The following is a 14447-nucleotide window of genomic DNA, read 5'->3' as shown; positions in this document are numbered from 1 at the left end:
CACCCCGTGGACCTCGCCGAATACGCCTCGCACGATGCTGTCGGCCTCCGCGCCGCCATCCGCGCCGGTGCTGTGTCGGCGGCCGAGGTCGAGCGGCTTGCCCGCGATGCCGTGGACGCGGTCAACGCCGACCTGAACGCCCTGGCCCGCCCGCTGTTAGACCCGGCGCTGGCGGCCGAGGCGACCGGCCCGTTCGCGGGCGTTCCCTTCCTGATCAAGGACAGCGGCCCGTTTGCTCGCGGTGTGCAGTTCGCTCTGGGCAGTCGGAGCATCCAGGGCGTCGCGGCCGACGCCGACCATGAGTTGATGGTGCGTTTCCGCGCCGCCGGACTGGTGGCGATCGGGCAGACCACCGCGCCCGAATTCGGGTTGAACTTCGCCACCGAACCCCTGCGCACCGGCCCCACCCGCAATCCCTGGGCCCTTGAGCGTGGGGTCGGTGGCTCAAGCGGCGGCGCCGCGGCGCTCGTCGCCGCCGGTGCGGTTCCGCTGGCGCACGCCAACGACGCGGCCGGGTCGATCCGGGTGCCCGCGGCCTGCTGCGGCATCGTGGGCCTCAAACCCAGCCGCGGCCGCACCCCCAGCGGCCCGCTGGCCGGGGAGGCCGGGTTTGGGTTGATCGGCGAATTCGCGCTCACCCGCAGCATCCGGGACACCGCCCACCTGCTGGATGCCGTGGGCTCCCCCAGCATCGGCGAGAAGTACACCCTGCCCGCACCGATCAATCCATTCGCGAGGTCGCACCGGCAAGATCCGGGCCGTCTGAGCGTCGCCCTCGTGACGGAGGCCTGGTCGGGGGTGCCGGTGGACGCGCAGGTCGCCGCCGCGGCCACGGCCGTGGGCCGCACACTCGAGTGGATCGGGCACGCGGTCGCCGACGCCCGTCCCGAGATCGACCCGTTCGATATCGTCGAGGCCGAGATGCTCGCCGTACTGGCCAGCGGAGCCGCCCTGCTGCGTGCCCCGCGCCGCCCTGACCCGGCGCGACTCGAGGCCGTTTCCCGCGTGGTGCTCGAGGAGACGGCCCGGGCCAGCGCCCTCGATGTGGCCGCCGCGATCGACGCCCAGCACCGGGTGACCCGGGCGATCGGACTGTTCTTCACCCGGTACGACCTGCTGGTCACCCCGACCGTGGCCCAGCTGCCCCTGCCGCACGGCACCCTGGACTACAACACGGCCGACCACACGGCCCGGTCGTGGATCCGCCGCATTCTCGAGTTCGGGCCGTTCACCGCGCCGTTCAACATCTCCGGGCATCCCGCGATCAGCCTGCCGCTGGGGCAGAGCCGCGAGGGACTGCCGATCGGGGTTCAGCTCGTGGCAGCGTACGGCCGCGACGACCTCCTGCTGCAGGCCGCGGCACAGCTCGAGCAGGCGATGCCCTGGACCGACCGGCTGCCGCCGATCCACGCCGACCAGCTGTGAACGGGCGCCGGCCCCGGCGCCGGCGCGGCAGTTGCGGGCCGTCCCGTCGTAATGCTTGGAATTGGGGCGCGGGCGTGCTTCGCTGGGGATATGTCCAATCGAGGGAACACGCCCGACGAACCCGGTACACCGGACCGTTCGCCTGACACGCAGGAGCCGGCCGACCCCGGCGGCCTGCCGATGTTCCCACTCGGATCGGTGCTCTTTCCCTATATGCCCCTGCAGCTGAGGGTCTTCGAGGAGCGGTACCTGATGATGCTGGCGCGCATCCTGGAGTCGGAGCCGGCCGAGTTCGGCGTGGTACTCATCGAACGCGGCCAGGAGGTGGGCGGCGGCGAGCACGCCTTCAGCACCGGAACCGTGGCCCAGGTGATCGAGCTCGTGGCTCCGGAGGGCTTCGTCGGCCTTGTGGCCCAGGGCGATCGGCGCATCGAGGTCGTTGAGTGGAGCGACGGCGCTCCCTACCCGCAAGCCGTGGTGCGCGAGCTGCCGCCCCTGGTCTGGGATGACGCCCTCAAGCCCCTGCGGGTGCTGGCCGAGCAGACCGTGCGCCGCACCCTGTCGCTGGCCAGCGAGTTCACCGACGACGCCTGGTCGGCCGATGTGGCGCTCTCCGAGGACCCGGTTGAGGCCGCCTGGCAGCTGGCCGGCATCGCCCCGGTTGGGCCGCTCGACCAGGTCGACATGCTCCGGTCCACCACGATGGCGGGCCTGCTCCGGGCGATCTTCGACCACACCGAGGCGGCCGCCGACGCCTTCCGGCTGCCCGGCCCCGACGCCCTCGATGCGGACGATCTCGGCACCGACGACCTCGGCCCGGACGACCCGGGCCGGAACTCCTGACCGCCGGGCCAGATCGGGCAAGCCGATGCCGGCGAGCGGCCGCTACTCGTGCATGAGCCCCTCGACGGGTGACCGCCGTGCCGCGCCTGAGGCCGGCACGATGGTGGCAATCAGCCCCGCCACGAGCGCGCCGAGCAGCACCAGCCCGAGTTGCGACCAGGGCAGGTGCACCGTCAGCCCGAGCTTCTGCGCCTGCAGCGACACCGCGGACAGCCCCGCCCAGGCGTAGAGCACACCGAGCCCGATGCCGCACGCCGCGGCCACCACGGTGATCAACGTCGCCTCGATGCCGAGCATCCGCCGCAACTGGCCGCGGGTGAGGCCCAGGGCGCGCAGCAGGGCTGATTCGCGGCGCCGTTCGAAGACCGACAGGGCCATGGTGTTGGCGACGCCCACACAGGCGATGACGACCGCCATCGTGAGCAGGGCCAGCACGATGAGCAGCATCACATCGAGAAGTTGTTCGTAGTACGTCCGCTCCGGTGCCCCACCGCCCACGGTGAACTGATCGCTCACCGAGAGGATGTCGGTGCTCAGCTGCTGTACCTGGCTGCTGGTGATCTCATCGTCGAGGCGCAGCTGCATCTGCCGGATGACCGGAGTCGCGACCAGGCCGAGGAGGTCGGTCTTGGTGAGCGTGGCCTGTTTCCGCGGAGCGGTCTCCTCGAGCGCCACCGTCAGGTCGGCGCTGCCGGCATCCCCGGTCACGGTCACGTGGTCACCGTCGTGGAGCGCGCCCGCATCCGCCGGGTTGAGCAGCAGTTGCCCGTTCTGCGGCACGACCACGGTGGAGCGGGCGACGTCCTGTACCCGAGCCGGGTCGAGCCCGCGCGCGCCGAGGATCACCGGAGCCGCGGAACCCGCCGTGATCGTGACCCGGCCCGAATCCACCGACGTCGACCCGGCCACGTCGGTCATGTCGGTGATACCGGATTCCTGCTCCGGGCTGAATCCCGACGGGTCGCCCGACTGCACGGTGAGGTCCACCGGGCGCTTGAGGTCGATCCGCTCGCCGATCGACGCCCGCACCGAGGTCACCCCCACGACCATCATGGTCACCAGGGTCACCCCCACGAGCAGCGCGGCGGCCGTCGAGGCTGTGCGGGCCGGATTGCGGGTGGCGTTCAGCGCGGCGAGTCGGGCGGGTGCCGAGGTCCACCCGATGGTCGCGCCGGCAGCACGCACTATCCACGGGATGAACAGCGCGGACGCCAGCAAGATGCCGAGGAAGCTGACGACCCCGGAGACCACGGCCACGGCCAACCCCGACCGGGTCGCTCCGAGATAGAGCCCGGCGCCGCCGCCCGCAACCAGCACGATGGCGAGCACGAAGCCGATCAGGTTGCGGCGAACACCGGGGCCCGCGGACACCGACCGCAGCGCGGCGATGGGACGCACCCGGGTGGCCCGGTGCGCGGGCCCGAGCGCCGACACCAGGGTGAGCAGCACGCCGACACCGAACCCGATGGCCAACAGTGCCGGGTCGATCACGAGCTGCCCCAGGTGCAGGCCGGATGCGCTGTCCCGGCTGACCTCGGCCAGCACAGTTGCCCCGGCCAGGCCGATGCCCACCCCGAGCACCGACGCGCCCACGCCCAGCAGCAGCGCTTCCCCCAGCACCAACCGGCGCACCTGCCCCGCGCTGGCGCCCACGCAGCGCAGCAGCGCCAGTTCCCGGGTGCGCTGGCTGACCAGCACCTGGAAGGTGTTGGCGATCACGATGGCGGCAACGAACAGGGCGATCGTCGCGAACGCCAGCAGGATGCTGGTGAGCACGGTGGCGCTGCCGGACAGTTGGGCGGTCTGGTCGCCCACGGCGTCGGCTCGCGTCTGCACCACGACGCCCGACGCCCCGGCGACGGCCGTGCTCACGGCGGCGGCGAGCGCGTCGGCATCCGCGGCGGTGTCGGCCCCGGGCACGCCGGCCACGAGGATCGAGGTGGACAGGGCGAAGAGGGCGGGGTCGGCGAGGGCCTCGGCCGGCATCAGGAGGGTGGGGGCGCCGGTGTCGACGCCCGCGACCTGCGGCGCGGTGATGCCGACGACCGTCACGGTGCTGGCGCTCACGCCGGAGCCGACCGCGGCCATCGTGACGGTGTCGCCCTCGGTCAGCCCGATCGACTCTGCGGCGGGCTGGTCGAGGGTCGCTTCGGTGACGCTCTGCGGCCAGCGCCCGGAGGCCAGGGTCTGCCAGCGCACCGAATCGTTGAGCACCACGCCGAGCTGCGCCACGCTCCGGGTCTCACCGAACCTCAGATCCACATAGGCCAGCCGGTCCACATCGGCTCCGGCGACGCCCGGCGCGGCCTGCACGGCGGGCAGCAGGTCGAGGAGCACATCGGTGGAGTGCCGTGGGTCGGAGGTGGCCACCATCGCCGCTTCCGGTGTGACCGAGACCTCGGCCTTGGCCATGCTCGCCGCGAGGGAGTCGGCGGTGGTGCGGGTGAAGGTGGCCGACAGGGTGAGCGTCGCCACGACGAAACCCACGGACAACGCCACCGCCAATCCGGTGGCGAGCAATCGCGCCAGCGTGGCCCGTAGGCCGGAGAGGAGGACCCGAATCACGCCATCGACCGGTCGTGCGCCGGGCGGGCGCCGTGCAGCGCGGCGAGCACCGAGTCGACCGTTGGGTCCTGAAGTTCACCGGAGATATGGCCGTCCGCGAGGAGTACGACCCGGTCGGACCAGGAGGCCGCGACGGCGTCGTGAGTGACCATGATGACGGTCTGGCCCCACTGTTGAACACTGGTGCGCAGCAGCGCGAGCACCTCGGCGCCGGCGACCGAATCGAGGTTTCCCGTGGGTTCGTCGGCGAAGATCACGGCCGGCCGGCCGAGCAGGGCCCGCGCCACGGCCACACGTTGCTGCTGGCCGCCGGAGAGTTCGTGCGGGCGGTGCTTCAGCCGCCCGGTCAACCCGAGGGTCTGCACGACCTCGTCGAACCAGGCCCGGTCCACCCGGCGCCTGGCCAAGGCGAGGGGCAGCACGATGTTCTGCCGGGCGGTGAGGGTGGGAACGAGGTTGTAGGCCTGGAAGACGAACCCGATCTTGTCCCGGCGCAGCCGGGTGAGGCCCCGGTCCCGCAGCCCGGTGATCGGTGTGCCGTCGATCCAGACCGTGCCTCCGGTCACGGTGTCCAGTCCGGCCAGGCACTGCATCAGGGTGGACTTGCCCGACCCCGACGGCCCCATCACCGCGGCGAACTGTCCACGCGGGAAGACCACCGACACCCCGTCGAGGGCGGCGACGGCCGACTCGCCGCGGCCGTAGCTCTTGCGCAAGTCCTGTGCCACGACGGCGTGCTCCGCCGTGCCCGGTGCCTGGCCGTTCGCTCCCGTCGGTCCGCTGTGAGAGTCGGTCATGGCTGGTTCCCCCTGCGCGTGAAATCGATGCTCGGGCGAGTGCGTCCGGTGACACCGGATGCGCGGCCGCGTGTTCACCGGCACGCCATCAGGCCGGGAACGGTTTGTCAGCCGGTACTGCGCCTACAGGGCCGGATCGGCGGCATCACGCTGCCCCCAACCCAAACTGGCCCCCGTTTGGGTTACACCCTACGCCTTGCTTCCGGCCCGGAAGTATCACTGCCCGGCCCGGCCGGATGGCACGGCCGTCTCGCAGGGCCCCGCATCCCAGTGGTTCAGCCGTTCTGGAGGCCGACGGCGACCGATCGGGAAATCCTCGACACAGGCGCTAGAGCGGCGAGTCTGTCCGGGGCAGCATGGAGGCATGCCACCTTCGTCGCCCACCCCCACGCCCGAGTCGGCCGAACCGACGACGGGTCTGCCCGTCCCCCGGCACGACCGGTTCGCGAACGGCTCGCTCAAGGCCAGCGGGTTCGAACTGGACGGCAGACTGCACGGTCATTGGGAGTGGTTCCGGCTCGACGGCACCCTGATGCGCTCGGGAGACTTCCACCTCGGCGATCAGGTCGGCGTGTGGCGCACCTGGGACCGCGCCGGACGCATCGTGAAGGAGACGTCCTTCCGCGCGGCACCGTCGGGCGACGCCGTCCCGGCGCCCACCGACCCTCCTCACGGGACCATAGCTCACCCATAGTCGCGGAAGGGGCTGGCCAGAGAGCCGGCGCTTGGGACTGGGGATGCGGCCCGCTCCCGGCCGGGCGCGGGCTCTACCGCCAGCTGCCGAGGATCAGGCCCATGATGGTGAGGTTGACGACGTCGCTGCCGACCTCGATCGCCCAGACCCGGAATCCGTGCCCGGCGAAGAGCCGGTGCGACAACGAGGATGCGGCCGCAAGCCCGACGCCGAGAAGCAGCCCGGTGAGGCCGCCCTGCAGGGTGCCGAAGCCGGGGTCGGTCGCTGCCACGAAGTAGATGACGGAGGCGACGGCCGTCGCCTCCACGAGGGCTGCGACGAAGGTCGACCCGAACAGAACCACCATGTTGCCGGTGCCCGGTTCTTCTCCGGGCCCCTTGCCCATGAGCTTCCACCACAGCGGGAAGAAGGTCTTGGGGCCGAACCAGACGGCGCCGGCGACGAAAGCGGCCAGCGTGGCGACCACGATGGCCAGCCAGTTGAGTTCGGCAAGAAACATGGTCTCGTCCCCTTTGGACTGATCGGGGCACCGAGTTGCACCGGGACTCGACTCTAGCGACCAGACCCAGTCCCCGGCCAGAGGGTGATCGCAGGCCTCCGAGCGATGCGCTCAGCCGGCATTCAGCGCGGCTACCAGTGCGACGGCCGCTGGCTCGAGATCCGCCAGCTCTCCGGCACCGTAAATCTGAAGCCAGTTCGCGCCATCGAACACGTCGAGAACCTCGGGGACCCCCGTCACCGCCTCGTCCATCGGCACCCGCACGGCCAGGTCCACCCCGGCCAGCTCCACAACCGTGGCGCCCGGCAACGCAAGCACCTGGGTCTGCGCCCAACCTCCGCCAGGCAGGGTCGCACTGTTGAATCCGCTCAGTTCCCCGCTCGGGGTGTCCCCATTGTGGTACCAGCTGCACCCGAAGGACCCCGTTGCGGCGAGCGCGGCAGCATTTCCCGCTGGTCGTTCGGCACCGGACGAGTCCACGTCTCCCACGAGCAGTCCGGAACTGTCGAGCACCTCGGGCAGCCCGGCCCGAGCCGACAGATCCGCGCATCCGGCAGCCGTCCACACCTGTGCGGTCGAACCTGAGCCAACGGGTCGCGGGGCCGGCATCGCCCGGATGATGTCGTTCACCGCAGCCACCACGGCACGGGCGTCCTGCTCGTCGGCGCCGGCCGCCATGGCGGCGACACCGCTGAGCCAGACCGAACCCGAGCTGACGCTGAAGGAACACGTGCTGGCGAGTACGCCGCTCGCGTCGAACGACGTCTCGTAGCACTCGACTCCGTCAGGGGTCGTCTCGACGGCATCGGACCCGATCATCACCGTGGTGAGGGAGGCTCCGGTCGCGCCGGTCACTCCGGCGACTTCCGTCCAGCGGCATTCGATTCCGCCGACCGTGGTCACGGCGTTCCCGCTGGGTTCGTCCACGAATCCAGTCTGCGCGGACACCACCGCACCGAGCAGGGCGCTCACCACGTCATCAGTGGCCAGTGCAGAGCAGTCGCCGTCCAGCAGCTGGGCGGGGGCCGCTGGGGCCGCCGGTGTGAGATCGACAGTGGCCGGTGGCATCGCACTCTCGGACGCCGGCGGGGCCGGCGAGGCGGGTGCGCAGCCGGACAGGAGGAGGGCAGCGACGGTCAGGAGGCTGACAGCGAGGCCAGGATTGCCCGGTCGACGAGGTGTTCTCATGACGCGAACGCTAGCAGTGCACTGGTGCCGGCTGTGGCGCCAATCGGATAACGCTTAGAGCACCAGCGCGAGCACGATCTGCAGCACGACCACGACGAGGGTGGCGCCGGCCAGGGCCAAGGCGGCCAGTGTGAGGCGGCGGCCCCGAGCTCCTGCGGGGATGACGCGGTAGGCCTGCAGGGTGAAGAGCAGCCCCACGGCCCCGACCAGCAGAGCAGGAAGCGGGAAGACGAGGGACACGACCAGGCCGAGCAGCGCCACCCAGAAGCCCGGAACCCGGCCGGGCGCCTTGGTCCAGTCCGATTGCGGCGCACCCAGTGCGAGGAGGTTGTTGCCCTCCATCTTGGCTCGAGGGTCGGTCACTGTGCTGCTCCTTCGAGGGCCCGTTGGACCGGTTCGGCCGCGACCACTCTTCTGTCCCATTCTCGTGCATTCCCGGCCCGGGCCGTGGCTCCCCAGGGCACGGTCGGGTAACGGCGGGCGCCGCTGCGGCGGCCTACCGGCCGACCGTGACGTTCCGGCGACCAGCGGATGCCTCCCGCTCGAGCGGGGTGACCGTCGACAGCGGCACGTTGAGGAAGTCGACCAGCGGAGCCAGCGCCTGGAACCGTTCGGCCACGGCGTCGACGAAGTCGTCGCCGAGGGCTGCGTCCCCGGGGAGCCGGGAGATCAGCGCCCAGCTGCGCACCCGTAGCAGATCGGCCGCGGGGTGCTCGGCCGGGAACCCCTGGGGCGCCCGGAGGAGCGGGCGCCCGTCCAGCGGCTCGGCCAACCGGGTCACCGGCTCGGCGGCGAGCAGCTGCCGCAGTTCGTCGTGGTGATCGAGGAGATACTCGCGAATGGCCCGGAGCTGGGGCGAACCGGGCGACCAGGCGCCGGCGGCCACCATCACCCCGTGCACACCCACCTGCAGGAAGAACCCGGCTCCCCCGGTCTTCTCCAGGCCCTGCCGCGGCCAGTTCGCCGCGAGGTGGGTCTTGTACGGCGTCTTGTCGTTGGAGAACCGCACGTCGCGGTAGATCCGCAGCATGGCCTTGGGCGCGGGTCTGAGGTGCTCGGGCGCGAAAGTCTCCAACCGGACGTTGATCGCCTCGATGACTTCGAGCATCCGCGCCTTGAGTTCGAGTTCGTAGGTGGGTTTGTGCTCTTCGAACCACTCACGGTTGTTGCGGTGCTCAAGTTCTTCGAGGAAGTCGAAGGTCTGCTCGCTGAAATGGGGGCCCACCCGCACGCTCTCTTTCTGTCTCGCGCTCGTCGTCGCGTGCATCCATTGTCCCGCGGCTGCCCCGTGGTGGCACTCAGGCTCCTCCGCGCATCCTTGGGGCGAACGCGGCCATGCTAAACCCGACCCCGGGAGCCGGCTACGGGCACCGGGCGCACCGCTAGGTCGTGGCGGATTCCTTGGCCGCGGCCTTCGCTGCCCGCTTGCTCTCGCGCACCTTGGCCAGGGACTCCGGGTCGACGATGTCGGCCACCGACCGCAGGGACCCCTCCTCGCCGTAGGGGGCGGATGCCTCCCGCCACCCCGCGGCCTCGACCCCGAGTCGTTTGCCGAGCAGAGCCAGGAAGATCTTGGCCTTCTGCTCGCCGAAGCCCGGCAGCGCCTTCAGCCGGCGCAGCACCTCGGCTCCGTCCGGGGCCGTGCCATCGGCATCCGGGGCGGACCAGATCGCGGCGGCCTCGCCGTGCCAGTCCTCGGCGACCACCGCGGCCAGGGTCTGCACCCGGCCGGCCATCGAGCCGGGGAACCGGTGTACCGCGGGAGTCTGCTTGAAAACCTCGACGAACTCGGTGGGATCGTACTGGGCGATGACAGCCGGGTCGAGGGTGCCCAGCCGGTCGCGGATCTTCGCCGGGCCGGCGAAGGCGGTCTCCATGGGGATCTGCTGGTCGAGCAGCATGCCGACGAGGAGCGCGAACGGGTCGTCGCTGAGAAGGGAGTCTGCGGCGGTATCGCCGGTGAGGTGCAGCGTCATCGGCCCATTCTCGCACCGGCGGCCCTCCCCCGCAGGCTCGCCGGCGCGCTACTGTGCCCGCAACGGACATCTGCACCCGGCACACCGGGCGCAGAAGTCCGGAACGGGAACAGATAAGCGGTGGTAACCCGGCGACCGGGTGACCGGCGAGGGAGGAGGACCGTCATGTTCGATGTGCCTGCGGGCAGCGTGATGCGCAGCTGGACCGGCTGGATCCGGCCGGAGGACCGCGGCGCGTACACCGCGTACCTCGAACGCACCGGGCTGGCCGACTACCGGTCCACCCACGGCAACCTCGGTGCCGCGACGGTCTTCCGCGACCTGCCGGACGGCCGCTGCGAGGTGCGCACCATCTCGTTCTGGCGCACCCACGCCGACATCGTGTCTTTCGCCGGTGAGGACATCGAGATGGCAGTGTTCTACCCGGCCGACGACCAGTTCCTGATCGACCGGGAGCTCACCGCGGCGCACTTCGACGTGGCCTGACACGCCGCATCCCCCTCCCCTTTTCACCCGTCCAGGCCGATCATGGCGGTATGGATGCCGTCGATGCCCTCTCCGAGATCGCCTTCTGGCTGGAGCGCGACCTGGCCCCCACCTTCAAGGTGCAGGCCTTCCGACGGGCCGCCACGCTCATTGCGGGCCTGGACGCCGCCGAGCTGGCCGACCGGGTGCACGACGGCAGGCTGCGGGCCATGAAGGGCATTGGTGGCCGCACGGCCGAGGTGATCGGCCAGTCGCTGTACGGTCTGCCCGACTACCTCGACAATCTCCGGCAGCAGGGCCGGCAGCCGCTCGCGGCCGGCGGCCACGACCTGCTCGTGGCGTTGCGCGGCGACCTGCACAGTCACAGCGAATGGTCCGATGGCACGACTCCCATCGATCTCATGGTGTCGACGGCGCGGATGCTCGGCCGCGACTACCTGGCGCTGACCGACCACTCCCCCTCCCTCACCGTGGCGCAGGGGCTCAGCGCCGACCGGCTGCGGGAGCAGCTCGACGTGGTCGCCGGGGTGAACACTGCGGCCGACGACGACTTTCGGCTGCTGGCCGGCATCGAGGTCGACATCCTCGAGGACGGCCGGCTGGACCAGACCCCCGAACTGCTGGACCGGCTCGACGTCGTCGTCGCCAGCGTGCACTCCAAGCTGCGCGAGGACTCGATCGCCATGACCAGACGGATGCTGGCAGGCATCCGCGACCCGCACACGAACGTGCTCGGCCACTGCACCGGGCGCCTGGTCTCCGGATCCCGCGGCACCCGCCCGCCGTCGACATTCGACGCCGCACGGGTGTTCGCCGCCTGCGCCGAGAACGACGTCGCCGTGGAGATCAACTCCCGGCCGGAACGCCAGGACCCGCCCGACGACCTGATCAGGCAGGCTGTCGAGGCCGGCTGCCTGTTCAGCATCGACACCGACGCGCACGCCCCCGGCCACCTCGACTTCCTCTCCTATGGCGCCGAGCGGGCCGCCGCCGCGGGGGTGCCGCCCGACCGCATCGTGACCACCTGGCCCGTCGACAGGCTGCTGGACTGGTCGCACGCGGGTCTCTGAGCATCCGCCGCCACGCCCGGGCAGACCGGCCCCTGCACCCGGTCAGGATGCTTCGATAGGTTGGATTCCGGCCACATCGGCTGCCCCGGCAACTCACGAGGAGCTCCATGCCCATCACCGTCACAGGCGCGATCGCCCGCTCGAAGGGGGCTCCTGTGGAGCTCACCGACATCGTCATCCCCGACCCGGGGCCCGGAGAGGTTGTCGTCGACATCGAGACCTGCGGTGTCTGTCACACCGACTTCCACTACAAGGAAGGCGGAATCAACGATGACTTCCCGTTCCTGCTCGGCCACGAGGCCGCCGGCCGGGTCAGCGTGATCGGTCAGGGCGTCACCCATGTGGCCGTCGGCGACTTCGTCGTGCTCAACTGGCGGGCCGTCTGCGGCGAGTGCCGCGCCTGCACCCGCGCCGAGCCCTGGTACTGCTTCAACACCTTCAACGCGACTCAGAAGATGACCCTGGTCGACGGCACCGAGCTCAGCCCTGCGTTGGGTATCGGCGCGTTCGCCGAGAAGACCCTCGTGCACGAGCGCCAGTGCACGAAGGTGAACCCGGATGCCGATCCGGCCGCGGTCGGACTGCTCGGTTGCGGCATCATGGCCGGCATCGGCGCCGCCATGAACACCGGCAACGTCTCACCCGGCAACTCCGTGGCCGTGATCGGCTGCGGCGGTGTCGGCGACGCTGCGGTGGTCGGGTCGAAGCTGGCCGGGGCGTCCACGATCATCGCCATCGACCGGGATCCCAAGAAGCTGGCCAAGGCCACCGAGTTCGGCGCCACACACACCGTCGACTCCTCGAACCTCGACGAAGACGGCGTCGTCGCGGCCGTTCAGGCGCTCACCGGCGGCTTCGGCGCGGACGTCGTCATCGACGCGGTCGGCCGCCCCGAGACCTGGAGGCAGGCGTTCTACGCCCGCGACCTGGCCGGCACCGTGGTGCTCGTCGGCGTGCCGACGCCCGAGATGATGCTCGAGATCCCGCTGCTGGATGTCTTCGGCCGGGGAGGCTCGCTCAAGAGTTCCTGGTACGGCGACTGCCTGCCCGAACGGGACTTCCCGATGCTCACCGAGCTCTACCTGCAGGGCCGCTTGCCGCTGGCGGAGTTCGTGAGCGAACGCATCCGTATCGACGAGATCGAGGCGGCGTTCGCCAAGATGGCCTCGGGCGACGTGCTGCGCTCGGTGGTGGTGCTCTGATGAACGCGCGCATCGAACACCTCGTCACCGAGGGCACCTTCGACCTCGACGGCGGCAGCTGGGCGTTGGAGAACAACGTCTGGATCGTCGGCGACGACACGGAGTGCGTCGTCATCGACGCCGCCCACAACGCCGAGGCGATCCTCACGGCGGTCGGCGACCGCACGCTGCTCGGCATCCTCAGCACTCACGCGCACAACGACCACATCGGCGCTGCCGGCGCCGTTGCCGCCGCGACGGGTGCGCCGGTCTACCTGCACCCGGATGACCGGATGCTCTGGGAGGTCGTGTACCCCGACGCCGCGCCGGGCCGAGACCTCGCCGACGGGCAGCGCATCGCCGTGGCCGGGATCGAACTCCAGGTGATCCACACCCCGGGGCACTCCCCGGGCTCGGTCTGCCTGTACGCACCCACCTTCGGCACGCTGTTCAGTGGCGACACGCTGTTCCACGGCGGGCCGGGCGCCACCGGACGCTCGTACAGCGACTTCCCCACCATCATCGAGTCGATCACGGGCAAGCTGCTCACCCTGCCGGCCGACACGGTCGTGAACACCGGGCACGGCGAGTCCACCACGATCGGCGCCGAGGCACCCGACCTGCCGGACTGGCTCGCCCGCGGGCACTGACCTTGCACAGATAAGACACGCACCGACTTGCCCCCGTGCGGACGAGTCGCCCAACTACGGTGGGGCAACTCGTCCGCACAGGGGCAACTCGCGAAGGAACGGCCTACTCCGGCTCGCGCGGTTCCGGGCGGCCGCCCTCAGACTCTCGGGCGCGGTGCCCGTAGTAGTCGCCGGCGGTCACAGCCCGGTACGACGCCGACACCATCTGCTCGAGCACGGCGAGGTCCACCTTCGCGAGGTCGGCGATGTACAGGCAGCCCACACCGGTCTTGTGCGGGCCGAGCCGGGCGAGTTCGTCGGCATAGGCGCCCAGCCCGTCGGCGAAGTAGATCGACATCGACGCCTTGCGCGGCGAGAAGCCGGCCGCTGCGGCGTCGCCCTCGCGTCCGCTTTCGTACCTGTAGTGGTACCGGCCGAACCCGATGATCGACCCGGGCCACAGCCGCGCCGGCTCAGTGGTGATGCGCCCGAACATCCCCAGCAGTGTCTCCGCGTCCCGCCGCCGGGTCGCGCCGGTCACGGTGTCGAGATGGGCGCGTACCGCGTCATCCGCGGCCGGGTCAGCCCTGTCGTCGTCTGAGCTCATGCCCCCACGGTAACCCGCTCAGCGCCGGATGCGCACGTCAGCGTGCGCGTCGTATCGGTACCCCGTTCCGCGGTCGGTGCGCAGGATGTCGCCGTAGCCGCCGAGCTTCACGCGCAGGCGTTGGATGTGCACGTCGATGGTGCGCGGGCTGGTGACCCGTGACCAGGTGCGCTGGGCGTCGATCAGTTCGGCCCGACCCACCGTGACGCCCGGGCGCAGAACCAGGTAGCAGAGGAACCGGAACTCGCGGTAGCTGAGTTGCACGGGCAGTCCGTCGACGAGCAGCAGTTGGCGGCCGACGTCGATGACGATGCCTTTGTCTGCAGCCGGGACGCCACCGGTAGCCGCCTCGCCGTCGGCAGCCGCGCCGGTTCCGGGCTCCGGCTCGACGTGCACCTGGGCATCCGGGGCCAGCCGTGCCACGACGTCGGTCAGCGCCACGGCGAGCGCCTCCCGTGGAGCGGCGTCGCCGTCGAGGCGCACGAAG

The 14447-nt window shown here is 70.8% G+C and carries 16 protein-coding genes; 7 read left to right on the top strand and 9 right to left on the bottom strand.

The genetic code is table 11. The annotated features are described in order from the left end of the window. Positions 1-6 precede the first annotated feature (6 nt). Both PA27867_RS05030 and PA27867_RS05025 read left to right on the top strand, forming a co-directional pair. On the top strand, positions 7-1425 hold the full coding sequence (locus tag PA27867_RS05030; protein ID WP_066594072.1) for an amidase: 1419 nt from the start codon (positions 7-9) through the stop codon (positions 1423-1425). Positions 1426-1515: 90 nt separating this feature from the next. Next, the gene (locus PA27867_RS05025) at positions 1516-2268 is read left to right on the top strand and encodes an LON peptidase substrate-binding domain-containing protein (protein ID WP_066594070.1); all 753 of its coding nucleotides are present in this window, start codon (positions 1516-1518) and stop codon (positions 2266-2268) included. 42 nt (positions 2269-2310) lie between these two features. On the opposite strand, the gene PA27867_RS05020 is transcribed toward PA27867_RS05025, so the two are convergent. Beyond that, positions 2311-4833 (bottom strand): ABC transporter permease, encoded by a 2523-nt coding sequence (locus tag PA27867_RS05020; protein WP_157109127.1) that lies wholly within the window; start codon positions 4831-4833, stop codon positions 2311-2313. Continuing rightward, the gene (locus PA27867_RS05015; protein WP_066594065.1) at positions 4830-5630 is read right to left on the bottom strand and encodes an ABC transporter ATP-binding protein; all 801 of its coding nucleotides are present in this window, start codon (positions 5628-5630) and stop codon (positions 4830-4832) included. The genes PA27867_RS05020 and PA27867_RS05015 overlap by 4 nt, the downstream gene beginning before the upstream one ends. Before the next feature lie 364 nt (positions 5631-5994). Between PA27867_RS05015 and PA27867_RS21050 the strand changes: the two genes are divergently transcribed. Next, positions 5995-6324, top strand: coding sequence for a toxin-antitoxin system YwqK family antitoxin (locus tag PA27867_RS21050; protein WP_208857303.1), 330 nt, complete (start codon positions 5995-5997; stop codon positions 6322-6324). A gap of 73 nt (positions 6325-6397) precedes the next feature. Here the strand turns inward: PA27867_RS21050 and PA27867_RS05005 are convergent, their stop codons facing one another. The 5 genes from PA27867_RS05005 to PA27867_RS04985 form a co-directional block, all read right to left on the bottom strand. Continuing rightward, positions 6398-6823, bottom strand: a complete 426-nt coding sequence (locus PA27867_RS05005; protein ID WP_066594063.1) for a DUF1761 domain-containing protein — start codon at positions 6821-6823, stop codon at positions 6398-6400. Positions 6824-6934: 111 nt separating this feature from the next. Continuing rightward, positions 6935-7891, bottom strand: coding sequence for a hypothetical protein (locus tag PA27867_RS05000; RefSeq protein ID WP_066594061.1), 957 nt, complete (start codon positions 7889-7891; stop codon positions 6935-6937). Positions 7892-8065: 174 nt separating this feature from the next. Further along, positions 8066-8374: a hypothetical protein gene (locus tag PA27867_RS04995; RefSeq protein WP_157109126.1), complete on the bottom strand. Its 309-nt coding sequence runs from the start codon at positions 8372-8374 to the stop codon at positions 8066-8068. A 133-nt stretch (positions 8375-8507) separates the two neighbouring features. After that, positions 8508-9242: a DUF2461 domain-containing protein gene (locus tag PA27867_RS04990; protein WP_208857302.1), complete on the bottom strand. Its 735-nt coding sequence runs from the start codon at positions 9240-9242 to the stop codon at positions 8508-8510. Positions 9243-9393: 151 nt separating this feature from the next. Then, complete coding sequence (locus PA27867_RS04985) at positions 9394-9987, bottom strand: HhH-GPD-type base excision DNA repair protein (protein ID WP_066594055.1); 594 nt, start codon at positions 9985-9987, stop codon at positions 9394-9396. 165 nt (positions 9988-10152) lie between these two features. On the opposite strand from PA27867_RS04985, the gene PA27867_RS04980 reads away from it, so the two are divergent. The 4 genes from PA27867_RS04980 to PA27867_RS04965 all read left to right on the top strand — a co-directional run bounded on the left by PA27867_RS04980 (position 10153) and on the right by PA27867_RS04965 (position 13374). Beyond that, positions 10153-10473, top strand: coding sequence for a hypothetical protein (locus PA27867_RS04980; protein ID WP_236900840.1), 321 nt, complete (start codon positions 10153-10155; stop codon positions 10471-10473). A 50-nt stretch (positions 10474-10523) separates the two neighbouring features. Then, on the top strand, positions 10524-11543 hold the full coding sequence (locus PA27867_RS04975) for a PHP domain-containing protein (RefSeq protein WP_066594052.1): 1020 nt from the start codon (positions 10524-10526) through the stop codon (positions 11541-11543). A 107-nt stretch (positions 11544-11650) separates the two neighbouring features. Then, positions 11651-12745: an S-(hydroxymethyl)mycothiol dehydrogenase gene (locus PA27867_RS04970; protein WP_066594050.1), complete on the top strand. Its 1095-nt coding sequence runs from the start codon at positions 11651-11653 to the stop codon at positions 12743-12745. Continuing rightward, positions 12745-13374 carry an MBL fold metallo-hydrolase gene (locus tag PA27867_RS04965; RefSeq protein WP_066594048.1) on the top strand — a complete coding sequence of 210 codons (630 nt, stop codon included), beginning with the start codon at positions 12745-12747 and terminating at the stop codon, positions 13372-13374. Before PA27867_RS04970 ends, PA27867_RS04965 begins: the two co-directional genes overlap by 1 nt. A gap of 103 nt (positions 13375-13477) precedes the next feature. On the opposite strand, the gene PA27867_RS04960 is transcribed toward PA27867_RS04965, so the two are convergent. Together PA27867_RS04960 and PA27867_RS04955 are read right to left on the bottom strand one after the other, a co-directional pair. Then, positions 13478-13960: a DUF1801 domain-containing protein gene (locus PA27867_RS04960; RefSeq protein WP_066594043.1), complete on the bottom strand. Its 483-nt coding sequence runs from the start codon at positions 13958-13960 to the stop codon at positions 13478-13480. Positions 13961-13978: 18 nt separating this feature from the next. Continuing rightward, positions 13979-14443 carry a winged helix-turn-helix domain-containing protein gene (locus PA27867_RS04955; protein ID WP_066594037.1) on the bottom strand — a complete coding sequence of 155 codons (465 nt, stop codon included), beginning with the start codon at positions 14441-14443 and terminating at the stop codon, positions 13979-13981. Between the last annotated feature and the right edge of the window lie 4 nt (positions 14444-14447).

Source organism: Cryobacterium arcticum (assembly GCF_001679725.1).
GTDB classification, from domain to species: domain Bacteria; phylum Actinomycetota; class Actinomycetes; order Actinomycetales; family Microbacteriaceae; genus Cryobacterium; species Cryobacterium arcticum_A.
Note: the sequence above shows the minus strand (reverse complement) of the source record. Positions and strands in the feature narration are given on the sequence as shown.